The 15,613-nt window shown below is 73.8% G+C and carries 14 protein-coding genes; 12 read left to right on the top strand and 2 right to left on the bottom strand.

What is annotated here, in order from left to right:
* Nucleotides 1–52 precede the first annotated feature (52 nt).
* The 8 genes from ruvC to FHX36_RS06220 all read left to right on the top strand — a co-directional run bounded on the left by ruvC (nt 53) and on the right by FHX36_RS06220 (nt 9,010).
* Nucleotides 53–619, top strand: coding sequence for a crossover junction endodeoxyribonuclease RuvC (gene ruvC, locus FHX36_RS06255; RefSeq protein ID WP_110554112.1), 567 nt, complete (start codon nt 53–55; stop codon nt 617–619).
* The gene (gene ruvA / locus FHX36_RS06250) at nt 598–1,254 is read left to right on the top strand and encodes a Holliday junction branch migration protein RuvA (RefSeq protein WP_258373037.1); all 657 of its coding nucleotides are present in this window, start codon (nt 598–600) and stop codon (nt 1,252–1,254) included. Before ruvC ends, ruvA begins: the two co-directional genes overlap by 22 nt.
* Nucleotides 1,251–2,378 carry a Holliday junction branch migration DNA helicase RuvB gene (gene ruvB, locus FHX36_RS06245; RefSeq protein ID WP_183513606.1) on the top strand — a complete coding sequence of 376 codons (1,128 nt, stop codon included), beginning with the start codon at nt 1,251–1,253 and terminating at the stop codon, nt 2,376–2,378. The genes ruvA and ruvB overlap by 4 nt, the downstream gene beginning before the upstream one ends.
* Before the next feature lie 155 nt (nt 2,379–2,533).
* Complete coding sequence (gene yajC / locus FHX36_RS06240; RefSeq protein ID WP_110551492.1) at nt 2,534–2,878, top strand: preprotein translocase subunit YajC; 345 nt, start codon at nt 2,534–2,536, stop codon at nt 2,876–2,878.
* 14 nt (nt 2,879–2,892) lie between these two features.
* Nucleotides 2,893–4,542, top strand: coding sequence for a protein translocase subunit SecD (secD, locus tag FHX36_RS06235; RefSeq protein ID WP_110551491.1), 1,650 nt, complete (start codon nt 2,893–2,895; stop codon nt 4,540–4,542).
* Nucleotides 4,539–5,945, top strand: coding sequence for a protein translocase subunit SecF (gene secF, locus FHX36_RS06230; RefSeq protein ID WP_110551490.1), 1,407 nt, complete (start codon nt 4,539–4,541; stop codon nt 5,943–5,945). Before secD ends, secF begins: the two co-directional genes overlap by 4 nt.
* Nucleotides 5,942–6,517: an adenine phosphoribosyltransferase gene (locus FHX36_RS06225; RefSeq protein ID WP_110551489.1), complete on the top strand. Its 576-nt coding sequence runs from the start codon at nt 5,942–5,944 to the stop codon at nt 6,515–6,517. The genes secF and FHX36_RS06225 overlap by 4 nt, the downstream gene beginning before the upstream one ends.
* Before the next feature lie 87 nt (nt 6,518–6,604).
* Nucleotides 6,605–9,010 (top strand): RelA/SpoT family protein, encoded by a 2,406-nt coding sequence (locus FHX36_RS06220; protein WP_110551488.1) that lies wholly within the window; start codon nt 6,605–6,607, stop codon nt 9,008–9,010.
* 18 nt (nt 9,011–9,028) lie between these two features.
* Here FHX36_RS06220 and FHX36_RS06215 read toward each other — a convergent pair whose 3' ends face one another.
* Together FHX36_RS06215 and FHX36_RS06210 are read right to left on the bottom strand one after the other, a co-directional pair.
* A complete protein-coding gene (locus FHX36_RS06215) occupies nt 9,029–9,673 on the bottom strand; it encodes a class I SAM-dependent methyltransferase (RefSeq protein ID WP_110551487.1) in 645 nt (214 codons plus the stop codon).
* A 41-nt stretch (nt 9,674–9,714) separates the two neighbouring features.
* Entirely contained in the window at nt 9,715–10,569 is an 855-nt protein-coding gene (locus FHX36_RS06210; RefSeq protein ID WP_110551486.1) for a peptidylprolyl isomerase, read from the bottom strand.
* A 162-nt stretch (nt 10,570–10,731) separates the two neighbouring features.
* Here FHX36_RS06210 and FHX36_RS06205 point away from each other — a divergent pair, with 162 nt between their 5' ends.
* From FHX36_RS06205 to aspS, 4 genes are all read left to right on the top strand, one after another.
* Nucleotides 10,732–11,415 (top strand): MBL fold metallo-hydrolase, encoded by a 684-nt coding sequence (locus tag FHX36_RS06205; protein WP_110551485.1) that lies wholly within the window; start codon nt 10,732–10,734, stop codon nt 11,413–11,415.
* Between the two features lie 70 nt (nt 11,416–11,485).
* Nucleotides 11,486–12,748 (top strand): histidine--tRNA ligase, encoded by a 1,263-nt coding sequence (hisS, locus tag FHX36_RS06200; RefSeq protein WP_110551484.1) that lies wholly within the window; start codon nt 11,486–11,488, stop codon nt 12,746–12,748.
* Nucleotides 12,745–13,770, top strand: a complete 1,026-nt coding sequence (locus FHX36_RS06195; RefSeq protein WP_258372634.1) for an aldo/keto reductase — start codon at nt 12,745–12,747, stop codon at nt 13,768–13,770. The genes hisS and FHX36_RS06195 overlap by 4 nt, the downstream gene beginning before the upstream one ends.
* 24 nt (nt 13,771–13,794) lie before the next feature.
* Nucleotides 13,795–15,555: an aspartate--tRNA ligase gene (gene aspS, locus FHX36_RS06190; protein WP_110551483.1), complete on the top strand. Its 1,761-nt coding sequence runs from the start codon at nt 13,795–13,797 to the stop codon at nt 15,553–15,555.
* Nucleotides 15,556–15,613 lie beyond the last annotated feature (58 nt).

The following is a 15,613-nucleotide window of genomic DNA, read 5'->3' as shown; positions in this document are numbered from 1 at the left end:
CCCGGTTAGCTTTGGTCGAACACGTGTTCGTGCGATCGTTGGGGGAGTGGCCATGCGGGTGCTCGGCATCGACCCGGGCCTGACCCGGTGCGGCTGGGGTGTCGTCGAGGGGCGGCCGGGGTCGCGGCCCACGGCGCTGGGGGTCGGCGTCGTCCGCACCAACCCCGAGCTGGACCTGGAGCTCCGCCTGCTGGAGGTGCACACCGCCGTGACCGCGCTGCTGCGCGAGCACCGCCCCACCGCGATGGCGATCGAGCGGGTGTTCCACCAGAACAACAAGGGGACGGCGACCGGCACCGCGCAGGCCGCCGGCGTCGCCGCCCTGGCTGCTGCGCAGGCCGACGTCCCGGTCGCCTGGCACACCCCCAGCGAGGTCAAGGCGGCCATCTCCGGCAACGGCCGGGCCGACAAGGACCAGGTGACCCTGATGGTGACCCGGGTGCTCGGGCTGGCCACCGCGCCCAAGCCGGCCGACGCCGCCGACGCCCTGGCGCTCGCCGTCTGCCACGTGTGGCGCGGCCCGGCCCAGGACCGGCTCCGGGTGGCCGCAATCGCCGGCGGCATCGGCGCCCCGGTGCGGGCCACGACGCTGCCCCGGTGGACCGGGATCTCCCGGTGATCGCCAGCGTGAGCGGCCGGGTGGCCGCGGTCTCCCCGGACGGCGCGGTCGTCGAGGTCGGTGGGGTCGGCCTGTCGGTGCAGTGCACCCCGGGCACGATCGCCCGGCTGGCGGTGGGCGAGCAGGCCCGGCTGGCCACCAGCCTGGTCGTGCGCGAGGACTCCTTGACCCTCTACGGCTTCGCCGACGACGACGAGCGCCAGTTGTTCGAGCTGCTGCAGACCGCCAACGGCGTGGGGCCGCGGCTGGCCCAGGCGGTGCTGGCGATCCACCCGCCCCGCGAGGTGCGCCGCGCGGTGTCCATGGGCGACCTCAAGGCGCTGATGCAGGTGCCCGGGATCGGCAAGAAGGGCGCCGAGCGGCTGGTGCTCGAGCTGCGCGACCGGCTGGGCACCACCAGCTCCGACACCTCGCTCGACGGGCCGGCCCCGGCCGGGCTGGGCTCGGTCACCCCGGTGGCCCCGTGGCGTGACCAGCTGACCGCCGCGCTGGTCAGCCTGGGCTGGACCGGCAAGGAGGCCGAGGGCGCGGTGTCCCAGCTCGCCCCGGTCGCCGACGAGCAGGTCGCCGCCACCGGTGGGGTGGAGATCGCCGTCCTGCTGCGGCAGGCGCTGCGGCTGCTGGGCCGGGCATGAGCTCGCCCTTCGACCGCCGGCTGCCCGCCGCCGACGCGGGCCCCGGGCGGCTGCCCGACGACGCCGTCGACCCGCGGGCCGGCGACGAGGAGCGGGTCGTCGAGTCGGCCCTGCGCCCCCACTCCCTCGCGGACTTCATCGGCCAGCCCAAGGTCGCCCGCCAGCTGGACCTCGTGCTGGAGGGCGCCAAGCGGCGCGGCCGGCCGCCGGACCACGTGCTGCTGTCCGGCCCGCCCGGGCTGGGCAAGACCAGCCTGGCCCTGATCATCGGCTCGGAGCTGGGCACCTCGGTGAAGATCACCAGCGGCCCGGCGATCGAGCGCTCCGGCGACCTCGCCGCGATGCTGTCCAACCTGTCGCCCGGCGACGTGCTGTTCATCGACGAGATCCACCGGATCGCCCGGCCGGCCGAGGAACTGCTCTACATGGCGATGGAGGACTTCCGGGTCGACGTCGTGGTCGGCAAGGGCCCGGGCGCCACCGCCATCCCGCTGGAGATCAACCCGTTCACCCTGGTCGGCGCCACCACCCGGGCCGGGCTGCTGACCGGCCCGCTGCGCGACCGGTTCGGCTTCGTGGGCCAGATGGAGTTCTACGAGACCGCCGACCTGGAGCGGGTGCTGGCCCGCAGCGCCGACCTGCTGGGCGTCGAGCTCACCGCCGACGGGTCCGCGGAGATCGCCGGCCGGTCGCGCGGCACCCCCCGGATCGCCAACCGGCTGCTGCGCCGGGTCCGCGACTACGCGGAGGTGCGCGCCGACGGCCGGGTGACCCTGGAGGTGGCCCGGGCAGCGCTGGCCCTCTACGACGTCGACGACCTCGGGCTCGACCGGCTCGACCGGTCGGTGCTGGAGGCGCTGGTCAGCCGGTTCGGCGGCGGCCCGGTCGGCGTCGCGACCCTCGCGGTGGCGGTGGGGGAGGAGCCGCACACGGTCGAGGAGGTGTGCGAGCCCTTCCTGGTGCGCGCCGGGTTGCTGGCCCGCACGCCGCGTGGCCGGGTGGCGACCGAGGCCGCCTTCCGGCACCTGGGGCACCCTGTCCCGCGCGGCGGTCTCCCGCTCAGCGGGGGCACAGCCGACCCGCCGTCGGACGGGGCTTCGTCACAGACGCTGTTCGACGCCTAGACTCCACCGCGCTGGCGCGCAACCCGGGACGTCCCGGGCCGACCGCGCCCCGGTCGCCCTGCCCGCAGGGGAGCGCCGGCGCCGATGTACCCGAGCGGCCCGCCCTGGGCCGCACCCACCGCGCGATGACGCCGCGGTAGAGAGGCTCACCTGTCGTGGAATCCTTGCCGTTGCTCATCCTGGTCGCGCTCGCGTTCGTCGTCCTCTTCGTCCTGCCCTCCCGGCAGCGCAAGAAGATCCAGGCGAACGCCCAGGCGATGCAGGACTCGCTCACCATCGGGACGCCGGTGATGCTCACCAGCGGCATCCACGGCACGGTCGCTGCGCTCGGTGACACGACGGTCGACCTGCAGATCGCGCCCGGCGTCGTGATGACCGTCGCCCGCCCGGCGATCATGGAGATCCGCACGCCGGCCGGCGACGCCGCCGCCCCGGGGTCCGCCTCGGGCGCGACCGGGTTCGTCGACGGCGACGGCGACCCCACCGACCCCACCCGCTGAGCCGGGTACCCCGCATGGCCGCCCGCCAGCTCCCCGCACGGCGCTACTTCGCCGTCTTCGTCCTGATCGTCGCGGGCATGTACGCGCTGATCTACCTCACCGGCGACACCCGCACGCCCCAGCTGGGCCTGGACCTCCAGGGCGGGACGACGGTGACGCTGACCGCCCGCACGCCCGACGGGAACGCCCCCGACCCCGACGACCTCGAGCTGGCCCGCCAGATCATCGAGCAGCGGGTCAACGGGCTCGGCGTCGCCGAGGCCGACGTCGTCACCGAGGGCGACAGCAACATCGTCATCTCCGTCCCCGGGGACGACGGCGAGCAGGCGCGCGAGCTGGGCGCCACCGCGCAGCTGCGGTTCCGGCCGGTGGTGCAGGGCCCGGAGGCCGCCACGCCGGCCACGGACCCCGCGACGCCCACCGACTCGGCTGCGCCGACGGACTCCGCTGCGCCGACCGACTCCGCTGCGCCGACCGACTCCGCTGCGCCCACGGACTCGGCTGCGCCGACCGCGGACCCGGCGACGACCGGGAGCGGTGCGGCCACCGACACCAACGCCCCCGACCCCGACGCCCCGGCCGTGACGCAGGAGGTGGCGGCCGCGGAGTACGCGACGCTCACCTGCGACACGACCACCACCGAGGTCGACCGGCCCGGCGACTTCATCGCAGCCTGCTCCGACGACGGCACGGCGAAGTACCTGCTGGGCCCCGCCGTCCTCGAGGGCACCGACGTCACCGACGCCGCCGCCGGCACCCAGGCGGCCACCGGCGAGTGGATCGTCACCCTGGACCTGAACAACTCCGGCTCCGAGGCCTGGGCCACCTACACCGCCGCCAACGTCGGCAACGCGGTGGGCATCACCCTCGACGGCCGGGTCGTCTCCGCGCCGACCATCAACGGCGCCATCAACGGCGGCACCACCGAGATCAGCGGCTCCTTCGACCAGGAGACCGCCACCGACCTGGCCAACCAGCTGAAGTACGGCGCGCTGCCGCTGACCTTCACCCAGGCGACCGCGCAGTCGATCTCCACCGAGCTGGGCAGCGAGCAGCTGCGGGCCGGGCTGATCGCCGGCGGCATCGGCGTCGCCCTGGTGTTCCTGTACGCGCTGGTCTACTACCGGCTGCTGGGGCTGGTGATGATCGCCAGCCTGGTGCTGTCGGCGGTGGTGGTCTACGCGACCCTGGTGCTGCTGGGCCGGCAGATCGGGTTCGCGCTCAGCCTCGCCGGCATCGCCGGGTTCATCGTCTCGATCGGCATCACCGCCGACTCCTTCGTCGTCTACTTCGAACGGCTCAAGGACGAGGTGCGCGAGGGGCGCAGCCTGCGCAGCGCCACCCCGCGGGCCTGGGTCCGCGCGCGGCGCACGATCCTCTCCGCCGACGCGGTCAGCTTCCTGGCCGCGGCCATCCTGTACTGGCTGGCCATCGGCGACGTGAAGGGCTTCGCGTTCACCCTGGGCATGTCGACGGTGCTGGACCTGGTCGTCGTCTTCCTCTTCACCCACCCGCTGATGGCGGTGCTGAGCCGGGTCAGGTCCTTCGGCAGCAACCGCTTCTCCGGCCTCGGCCAGGTCGACCACAGCCGGCGGCCGGCCCCACCGGCCCGGACCGACCGCGACCTGGTCGGCGCGAGCAGCACGAACGGGAGCAACCGATGACCCCCCGCGACCAGGCCGACGTGCCGCTGGGCACCGACGCCGACGAGACGGTCGACGACGGCGCGGTCCTGGCCGACGCCGCCGGCGACAGCACTGGCGACCAGGCGCTGGCCGACGCGGGGCTGCCCGCGGAGGGGGAGTCCGCCGCCCAGGCGGCTCGCCGGGCCCCGGCCCGCAGCTCGCTGGCCCACCGGCTCTACAACGGCGAGGCCGGCCTGGACGTCGTGGGCAAGCGGCGCTTCTGGTTCCGGGTCACGGCGGTCGTGGTGCTGCTCTGCGTCGCCGCGATGGTGTTCCGGGGCTTCAACTTCGGCATCGAGTTCGCCGGCGGCAACAGCGTGCGGGTGCCGGCGGAGAGCTCGCAGCTGGGCGACATCCGCGACGCGGCCGAGGAGGCCGGCGCCGAGGTCTCCAGCGCCCAGGTCGTCGGCGGCAACTCGGTCCTGCTGCGCACCGAGGCACTGGACCCCGACGCCGAGGAGGCCGTCGTGGCCGCGGTGGCCGAGGCCGCCGGCGTGGCCCCCTCCGAGGTGAGCCCGCAGTCGGTGAGCGCCGACTGGGGCGGCGACGTCACCAACCAGGCGCTGATCGCCCTGCTGGTGTTCCTGGTCGCGGTCATCGCGTTCCTCGCCGTCCGGTTCGAGCCCAAGATGGCGGTCGGCGCGATCGTCGCGCTGCTGCACGACCTCGTGGTGACCGCCGGCGTCTACGCGCTGATCGGCTTCGAGGTCTCCCCGTCCACGGTGGTCGGGCTGCTGACCATCCTCGGCTTCTCGCTCTACGACACCGTCGTGGTCTTCGACAAGGTCGACGAGAACACCAAGGACCTGGCCAAGAGCGCCCGGTCGACCTACGGCGAGGCCGCGAACCTGGCGGTCAACCAGACCCTCATGCGGTCGATCAACACCTCGGTCATCGCGCTGCTCCCGGTGGCCGGCCTGCTCTTCGTCGGCGCGGGGCTGCTGGGTGCCGGCACGCTCAAGGACCTGGCCCTGGTGCTGTTCGTCGGCCTGGCCGCCGGTGCCTACAGCTCGATCTTCCTGGCCACCCCGGTGCTCGCCGAGCTCAAGGAGCGCGAGCCCGAGCAGCAGGCGCTGCGCAAGCGGGTGCTCGCCCGCCGCGCGGCCGAGGCGCGGGCGAGCGCGTCCGGCACGCCGCGCGGGCCGGTGGCCAGCGCCCGCCGCGCGGGCGGGGCCACCAGCACCGCCCGGCGGTCCGCGGTGGCCGTGGCCGAGCGGCCCGAGGTGCTGCCGGACCGGCCCGACGCCGACGTGCAGGTCGAGTCGCCGGAGTCGGTGCAGCCGACCGGCCGGGGCGGGACGACGACGCCCAAGCCGGGGCAGCGCCCGCAGCGGCCGGGGCAGAAGCCGGCCCAGCGCCCGGCGGGCAAGAAGCGCCGGTGAGCGAGGTCGCCGACCTGCCGGTCGACGAGCTGATCGCCTCGATCGCGGTCGACGTCCCCGACTTCCCCGAGCCCGGGGTGGTCTTCCGCGACCTGACACCGGTGTTCGCCGACGCCGGGGCGTTCCGCCGGGTGGTCGACGCGCTCACCGAGCCCGCCGACGTCGACCCGCGGGCGGCGGCGCTCAGCGGTGGGGGGCCCGGCTTCGACGTCGTCGCCGGGGTCGAGGCGCGCGGCTTCCTGCTGGCCGCCGCCGTCGCGCTGGACGCCGGCACCGGGGTGGTGCCGGTGCGCAAGGCCGGCAAGCTGCCGCGCGAGACCGTGTCGGCCGAGTACGCCCTGGAGTACGGCACCGCCACGCTGGAGCTGCACACCGACTCCATCCGGCCCGGGCAGCGGGTGCTGCTCGTCGACGACGTGCTCGCCACCGGGGGAACACTCCAGGCCGCGATCGCGCTGATCGAGCAGCTGGGCGGGGTGGTCACCGCGGTCGCGGTGGTCATCGAGCTGGCGGCCCTGGGGGGTCGCCAGCGCATCGCCCCGCACCCCGTGCACGCCCTCTGGACCACCTGACCACCACGGGTGAGCACGGGCGGCGGCCCGCGCCGTACCGCGGCTAGCATGGGGAGGGACCGCCTCCTCAACAGAGCAGGAGCACCTGTGGCCTCTGACGTCGTCGCACCCCGGACGTCCGGCGCGCCCCCCACGGAGGAGGCAGCGCCGAGGCCCGCGCTGCCCGAGCGCCCCGCCGTCCGCCGTCCCGACGACGTCGCACCGGAACCCGGCGGGGAGAACGAGGCGGTACCCCGCCGCCGGGTGCGCGACCGGCTGGCCCGCCGGATCGTCGCCGGCCAGCGGTCCACCGGCATCCGCCCGGTGCTCGAGCCGCTCGCCGCCCTGCACCGGCAGAGCCACCCCAAGGCCGACCTGGTGCTGCTGCAGCGCGCCTACGACGTCGCCGAGGAGGCGCACGCCCAGCAGAAGCGCAAGAGCGGTGACCCCTACATCACCCACCCGCTGGCGGTCGCCACCGTGCTGGCCGGGCTGGGCATGGACACCACCACGCTGGTCGCCGCGCTGCTGCACGACACGGTCGAGGACACCGGCGTCACGCTGGAGACGATCCGCACCGAGTTCGGTCCCGAGGTCGCCCACCTGGTCGACGGCGTCACCAAGATCGACAAGGTCAAGTTCGGCGACGCGGCGCAGGCCGAGACCATCCGCAAGATGATCGTCGCGATGTCCCGCGACCCCCGGGTGCTGGTCATCAAGCTCGCCGACCGGCTGCACAACATGCGCACGCTGCGCTTCCTCCCGCCGGAGAAGCAGGAGAAGAAGGCGCGCGAGACGCTGGAGATCCTCGCCCCGCTGGCCCACCGGCTGGGCATGAACACCATCAAGTGGGAGCTCGAGGACCTCGCGTTCGCGACGCTGTACCCCAAGCGCTACGACGAGATCGTCCGGCTGGTCGCCGAGCGTGCGCCGTCCCGGGACACCTACCTGGCCGAGGTCGCCTCGGCGGTGACCGAGCAGCTCAAGGCCGCCAAGATCGAGGCGGTCGTCACCGGCCGGCCCAAGCACTACTACTCGATCTACCAGAAGATGATCGTGCGCGGCCGCGACTTCACCGACATCTGGGACCTGGTCGGCATCCGGATCCTGGTCGACTCGGTGCGCGACGTGTACGCGGCGCTGGGCATCATGCACGCCCACTGGCAGCCGGTGCCCGGGCGCTTCAAGGACTTCGTCGCGATGCCGAAGTTCAACATGTACCAGTCGCTGCACACCACGGTGATCGGCCCGCAGGGCAAGCCGGTCGAGCTGCAGATCCGCACGCACGACATGCACCGGATCGCCGACTACGGCATCGCCGCGCACTGGAAGTACAAGGAGAACGCCCGCAGCGGGGGCAAGACCAGCGAGGCCGGGCCGCCCCCGGGCTCCGCCGGCGACGACATGCTGTGGCTGCGCCAGCTGCTGGACTGGCAGCGCGAGGCGCAGGAGCCCGGAGAGTTCCTGGAGACGCTGCGCTACGACCTCGGTCCGCAGGAGGTCTTCGTCTTCACGCCCAAGGGCGACGTGATCAGCCTGCCCGGCGAGTCGACGCCGGTCGACTTCGCCTACGCGGTGCACACCGAGGTCGGCCACCGCTGCATCGGCGCCCGGGTGAACGGGAACCTGGTCTCCCTGGACAGCAAGCTGTCCAACGGCGACGTGGTGGAGGTCTTCACCTCCCGCTCGCCCACGGCCGCTCCCTCGCAGGACTGGCTGGCCTTCGTCGGCTCCTCCCGGGCGCGGACCAAGATCCGCCAGTGGTTCACCAAGGAGCGCCGCGAGGACGCCGTCGAGGCCGGCAAGGACGCGCTGACCAAGGCGATGCGCAAGGCGGGCCTGCCGCTGCAGCGCCTGCTGGGCGGCGAGTCGCTGGCCACCCTCGCCGCCGACCTGCACTACCCCGACGTCAGCGCGCTGTACGCCGCGGTGGGGGAGAACCAGGTCTCGGCGCACTCGCTGGTCGAGAAGCTGCTCACCGCGCTCGGCGGCTCCGAGGGCGCCACCGAGGACATCGCGGAGACCGCGATCCCGACCAAGCGGTCGGTCGCCCGCACCGCCAGCGGCGACCCGGGCGTCGTCGTCCACGGCATGCACGACGTGTGGGCCAAGCTCGCCAAGTGCTGCACCCCGGTGCCCGGCGACGACATCCTCGGGTTCGTCACCCGCGGTGGCGGGGTCAGCGTGCACCGCACCGACTGCACCAACGCCGCGGACCTGCAGCGCAAGCCCGAGCGGCTGGTCGAGGTCGACTGGGCGTCGCAGCCGGGGGCGGTGTTCCTCGTCGCGATCCAGGTCGAGGCGCTGGACCGGCACCGGCTGCTCTCCGACGTCACCCGGGCGCTGGCCGACGAGCGGGTGAACATCCTGTCCGCCTCGGTGCAGACCAGCCGCGACCGGGTGGCCATCAGCCGGTTCACCTTCGAGCTCGCCGACCCCGCCCACCTGGGCTCGGTGCTGCAGACGGTCCGCAACGTCGACGGCGTCTTCGACGTGGAGCGCGTGACGGCCTAGCCGGTGCCGGCTCCCTCGTCAGGGGAGCCGGGTGGCGGTGACGGCGTACAGCGGGTCGCCGGCGCCCGGTCGCGTGCGCAACTGGACCGCCGGCTCGGTGAACCGACCGCTGCGCCGCACCAGCTCGGAGATGACGGCGCCGTGCTGCTCGTCGTCGGTGGCCAACCAGCCGCGGACCGCCTTGGTCGGGAAGCACCGGTTCGAGTACGTGACCGCCAGCTGCCCGCCCGGCCGCAGCACCCGGCCGGCCTCGGCGAGCACCTCGACGGGCCGGGTGAGGTAGTCGATCGACACGCAGCACACCACCGCGTCCACGTCGCCGTCGGGCAGCGGGACGCGCGGGTCGGCGTTGAGGTCGTGCACCAGCCGCTCCGTCGCCGCCGGGTTGGCCGCCAGCTCCGCGCCGTTCATGCCGAGCACCACGAGCTCGGCCGGGGGCGTGCGGAAGTGCGACACCCAGGACGACATCAGGTCCAGCACCCGGACCGGCCGGGGTGCGTCGCCGTCGATCCCCAGCTCGGCGTACAGCCGCCCGACCGCGGCGACGGCCCCCTCGTCGATGTGGGTCACCAGCCGGGGGACGTCGTAGAAGACGGCGTCCGGGCTCTCGTCACCGCGGTCGAAGAAGCCCGGGGGGAAGCCCGCGTACGGATCGGCGTCCATCGCGCCCAGTGTGCGGGCGGGGACGCGTCCCCGCCCGCCCGTCAGCCGACGACGGTCATCGAGGTGATGGTCACCGGGGTGTTCGGGGCACCGCCACCGGGGCTGGGCTCGAAGGAGCCGTCGTTGCCCGCGGCCGCGATCTGGTCCAGCACGGCCAGCCCGGCCTCGTCGACAGTGCCCACGGCCGTGTAGTCCGGCGACAGCTGGGTGTCGGTGAAGCAGAGGAAGAACTGGCTGCCGGTGGAGTTGGGCTGGCCGCTGTTGGCCATCGCGATCGTGCCGCGCGGGTAGGTCGTCTCCGCGCTGACCTCCTGGCCGAACTTGTAGGAGGGGCCGCCCTGGCCGGTGCCCGTCGGGTCGCCGCACTGCAGGACGCCGAAGGTCGCCTGGTTCACCTCGCGGTGGCAGGGGCTGCCGTCGAAGAAGCCCTGCGAGGCCAGGTAGGTGAAGCTCGAGGCGGCGCAGGGGGCGCCCGCGCGGTCCAGCGTGAGGGTGAGGTCGCCCTGGCCGGTGCTCATCCGCAGCGTCGAGGTGCCGGTGGTCGGGGTGTTCGCGGCGTCCGGCGGGGTGCCGACGTCGGTGAGGTTCGTGTTGCCGGAGTCGTCGGGGACGAAGTTGCAGGCCACCGTGCCGTCGGCGTTGGTCGCCGTCGCGGCCGCGGACGACGCGGGGTCCCCGGCCGGGGCGGAGGAGGTGGTGGGGGAGGCCGTCGTGCTGCTGTCGTCGTCACCGAGGTTGGTGATGATCAGCGCGGCGCCGACCACCGCGAGGACGGCCACCACCGTGACGCCGATCAGCAGGCGGGTGCGGCGCTTGCGGGCGAGCTCCTCGCGCCGCTCGAGCTGGCGCTGCAGCCGTCGCTGCGCGGCCTGACGGCGCTGCTTGTTGGTCGGCACTCTTCTCGGGCTCCTCGGGCATCTGCACGGACGCGGGGGCGGCCCCGCTCGTCGAGCCGACGCCATCCACCCCGCGGTGTCGAGTGCGCAGTGTAGGGCGGGCACCTGTCGGCTCCCTGGCAGCGCCGCGGAGCGCCCCGTCGCCCCGCGTAACCTGCACGGGTGCTCATCCGCTCCTTCCCCGCCGGCGCCTTCGGCACCAACTGCTACGCGGTGGCCAGCGGACCCGGCGCCGAGTGCGTCGTCGTCGACCCGGGGATGGACGCCGTCGAGCCGCTGGCCGCGATGCTCGCCGCGGACGGGCTGAAGCCGGTCGCGGTCGTGCTCACCCACGGGCACCTGGACCACACCTTCTCGGTGCTGCCGGTCTGCGACGGCTACGGCATCCCGGCCTACCTGCACCCGGCCGACTCCGGCATGCTGTCGGACCCCGCGCGCTGGCACGGCCCGCAGCTGGCGCCGCTGATCACCGGCGTGCGGCTGCCGGACCCGGCCGGGGTCCTCCCGCTGGACGACGGCGCCGTGCTGTCGCTGGCCGGGGTCGAGCTCACCGTGCGGCACGCGCCGGGCCACACCCAGGGCTCGGTGGTGTTCTCCGTGGACCTCGACGACTCCCCGGGCCTGCTCGCCGGCGACGTGCTGTTCGCCGGTTCGGTGGGCCGGGTCGACCTGCCCGGCGGCTCGTGGGAGTCGATGCTCGGCTCGCTGCGCGACGTCGTCCTGCCGCTGGACGACGAGACCGTCGTGCTGCCCGGCCACGGCCCGGCCACCACGATCGGGCGCGAGCGCGCCACCAACCCCTACCTCGCCGAGGCCGCCTCGGCACCGAAGGGACGTTCCCTGTGAGTGAGCATCGCAGCGAGCGCCAGCGAGCGAGGAGCGGAACGAACCCACGAGCGAAGCGAGTGATGACACTGTGAGCGGGCTGACCGCCCCGAAGGGCACGTTCGACACGCTGCCCCCCGCGTCGGCGCAGTTCCTCGCCGTCCGGGACACCCTGACCGCCCCGCTGCGCCGGGCCGGCTACGGCTACATCGAGACGCCGACGTTCGAGGACACCGCGGTGTTCTCCCGCGGGGTCGGGGAGTCGACCGACGTCGTCTCCAAGGAGATGTACACGTTCACCGACCGCGGCGGCCGCTCGCTGACGCTGCGCCCGGAGCTCACCGCCGGCCTGATGCGGTCCTTCATCGAGCACCGGCTGTACTCCGGCGCGCTGCCGGTGAAGCTGTGGGCCGTCGGGTCGGCGTTCCGCTACGAGCGCCCGCAGGCCGGCCGCTACCGGCACTTCACCCAGGTCGACTGCGAGGCGCTCGGCGTCGACGACCCGGCGCTGGACGCCGAGGTGATCGCGCTGGCGGTGCAGGGTTTCCGCGACCTCGGGCTGACCGGGTTCGAGCTGCTGCTCACCTCGCTGGGCGACGCGACCTGCCGGCCGCAGTACCGCGAGCTGCTGGTCGAGTACCTGGAGAAGCTGGACCTGGACGAGGAGACCCGGCGCCGCGCGGAGATCAACCCGCTGCGGGTGCTCGACGACAAGCGCCCGGAGGTGCAGGCCCAGCTCGACGACGCCCCGCTGATGGTCGACCACCTGTCGGACTCCACGAAGGCGCACTACGACGCCGTCCGCGAGCACCTGGCCGACCTCGGGGTGAGCTGGACCGAGGCGCCCAAGCTGGTGCGCGGGCTCGACTACTACACGAAGACGACGTTCGAGTTCGTGCACTCCGGCCTCGGCTCGCAGTCGGCGATCGGGGGCGGCGGCCGGTACGACGGGCTGTCCGCGGCGCTCGGCGGCCCGAACCTCTCCGGCATCGGCTACGCCGTCGGCGTCGACCGGACGCTGCTCGCGGTGCACGCCGAGGGGCTGGACATCGCCGCGTCCTCGGGCGTGCAGGCCTTCGTCGTCCCGCTGGGGGCGGAGGCGAAGCGGTACGCCGTGAAGCTCGTCGGCCAGCTGCGCGAGGCCGGGGTCTCCGCCGACACCGTCTACGGCGACCGCGGGCTCAAGGGCGCGATGAAGGCCGCCGACCGCTCCGGGGCCACCCACGCGGTGGTCGTCGGTGACCGGGACCTCGCCGAGGGCGTGGCCCAGCTGCGCGACCTGCGCACGCACGAGCAGGTCGCCGTCCCCCTGGGTGAGCTGTTCGACCGGGTGCGTGGCACGGTTGGCCCGTGACAGTGACTGACGGCATCGCAGAGGCCGCGAACACCCCGATGGAGACCCGCCCGCTGGGCCGCACCGGCGCCGACGTGTCGGTGGTCGGTCTGGGCACCTGGCAGCTGGGCGGCGACTGGGGCGACGTCTCGGAGGACGACGCCGCCGCCGTGCTCGACGCCGCGCTGGACGCCGGGGTCACCCTGCTGGACACCGCGGACGTCTACGGCGACGGCCGCTCCGAGGTGCGCATCCGCCAGGCGCTGGCCGCCCGCGGCGAGCGGCCGTTCGTCGCGACCAAGGCCGGCCGCCGCGCCGACCCGTTCACCGCCGAGCAGTACACCCCGGAGAACCTGCGGGCCTGGATCGACCGCTCGCGGCGCAACCTCGGCGTCGAGACCCTGGACCTGGTGCAGCTGCACTGCCCGCCGCCGGCCGTCTACTCCGACGAGCGGGTGTACGAGACCCTCGACGCGCTCGTCGCGGAGCAGGCCATCGCCGGCTACGGCGTCTCGGTGGAGACCGTCGCCGAGGGGCTCACCGCGCTGCAGCACCCCGGCGTGCAGTCGATCCAGGTCATCCTCAACATCTTCCGGCGCAAGCCGCTGGAGCAGCTGCTGCCGGCCGCGCAGCGCGCCGAGGTCGGCATCCTGGCCCGGGTCCCGCTGGCCAGCGGGCTGCTGACCGGCAAGTACTCCACCGACACCACCTTCGCCGCGGACGACCACCGCACCTACAACCGCAACGGCGAGGCCTTCGACGTCGGCGAGACGTTCTCCGGGGTGCCCTTCGAGGTCGGTGTCGCCGCGGCCCGCGAGGTCGCCGAGATCGCCGGCCCGGACGTCGCCACGTCCGCGTTCGCGCTGCGCTGGGTCATCGACCAGCCCGGCGTCACCACCGTCATCCCCGGCGCGCGCAACGTCCAGCAGGCGCTGGGCAACGTCGCCGCCGCGGCGCTCCCGCCGCTGTCCGACAGCCAGCTCTCCGACCTCGAGCGCGTGTACGACGAGCGCATCCGCGCCCACGTGCACGACCGCTGGTGAAGCCCTCTCTCGAAAGGCCCTGAAGTGCTCCGCACCCACGACGCCGGCACGCTGCGCGCGACCGACGCCGGTTCCACGGTCACCCTCGCCGGCTGGGTCGCCCGCCGGCGCGACCACGGCGGGGTCGTCTTCCTCGACCTGCGCGACGCCTCGGGTTACGCCCAGGTCGTCGTCCGCGAGGAGGAGGCGCACGCGCTGCGCAACGAGTACTGCGTGCTGGTCACCGGGCAGGTGCAGGCCCGCCCGGCCGGCAACGAGAACCCGGACCTGCCGACCGGTGACATCGAGGTCGTCGCCAGCGAGCTGACCGTTCTCTCGTCGTCCGCGCCGCTGCCGTTCCCGATCGAGACCGCGCAGGCCGCCGGGGACGACGTCCGCTACAAGTACCGCTACCTCGACCTGCGCCGCCAGGGCCCGGCCTCGGTGCTGCGGCTGCGCTCGGAGATCAACCGGATCGCCCGCACCGTCATGGCCGGGCACGGGTTCGTCGAGGTCGAGACCCCGACGCTGACCCGGTCCACCCCCGAGGGCGCCCGCGACTTCGTCGTCCCGGTGCGGCTGCAGCCCGGCTCCTGGTACGCGCTGCCGCAGTCGCCGCAGCTGTTCAAGCAGCTGCTGATGATCGGTGGGCTGGAGCGGTACTACCAGATCGCCCGCGCGTTCCGGGACGAGGACTTCCGCGCCGACCGGCAGCCGGAGTTCACCCAGCTGGACTTCGAGATGAGCTTCGTCGACCGGGATGACGTGCTGGCCGTGGCCGAGGACGTCGTCCGGCAGCTGTGGCGGGAGCTGGCCTCCTACGAGGTGCCGGAGATCCCGCGGATGAGCTACCGCGAGGCGATGGACCGGTTCGGCTCCGACAAGCCCGACCTGCGCTTCGGCATCGAGCTGACCGAGCTCACCGAGTACTTCGCCGAGACGCCGTTCCGGGTGTTCCAGTCGCCCTACGTCGGCGCGATCGTGATGCCCGGCGGCGGCTCGCAGCCGCGGCGCGCGTTCGACGCCTGGCAGGACTGGGCGCGCTCCCGCGGGTCCAAGGGCCTGGCGTACGTGACGATCGCCGAGGACGGCACCCTCGGCGGGCCGGTGGCCAAGAACATCTCCGAGTCCGAGCGGGCCGGGCTGGTCGAGGCGGTCGGCGCGAAGCCCGGCGACTGCGTCTTCTTCGCCGCCGGCGCTCGCCGCTCCTCGCAGGAGCTGCTCGGCGCCGCCCGCAACGAGGTGGCCAAGCGGCTGGAGCTCATCGAGCCGGGGTCGTGGTCGTTCCTGTTCGTCGTCGACTTCCCGATGTTCGAGGAGACCGAGGACGGCGACTGGACCTTCATGCACCACCCCTTCACCTCGCCCACCCCCGAGTGGCGGGAGCGGTTCGCCGAGGACAAGGGCGCGGCGCTCTCGGACGCCTACGACCTGGTCGTCAACGGCAACGAGCTGATGAGCGGGTCGGTCCGCATCCACGACGCCGACCTGCAGGAGCGGGTGTTCGAGACCCTGGGCATGTCGCGGGAGGAGGCCCGCGAGCGGTTCGGCTTCTTCCTCGAGGCCTTCGCCTACGGCCCGCCGCCGCACGCCGGTGCCGCGCTGGGCTGGGACCGGCTCACCGCGCTGCTGGCCGGGGTCGACTCGATCCGCGAGGTCATCGCCTTCCCGAAGACCGGCGCGGGCTACGACCCGCTGACCGGTGCGCCGACGCCGATCTCCGACGCCCAGCGCGCGGAGGCCGGCATCGACTTCGTGCCCGAGCCGGACGACGCCCCCGCCGCAGCCGCGGAGCCCACCGCCTGAGGTCTGTCTGTCGTTGATCATGGGCGTCGTGTCCGGTGACCGGCCGTGTCTCGGCGTG

Source organism: Modestobacter versicolor, from assembly GCF_014195485.1.
In the GTDB taxonomy this organism is placed as follows: Bacteria; Actinomycetota; Actinomycetes; order Mycobacteriales; family Geodermatophilaceae; genus Modestobacter; species Modestobacter versicolor.
The sequence above is the reverse complement of the archived record's forward strand: the minus strand, read 5'-3'. Positions and strand labels throughout refer to the sequence as shown.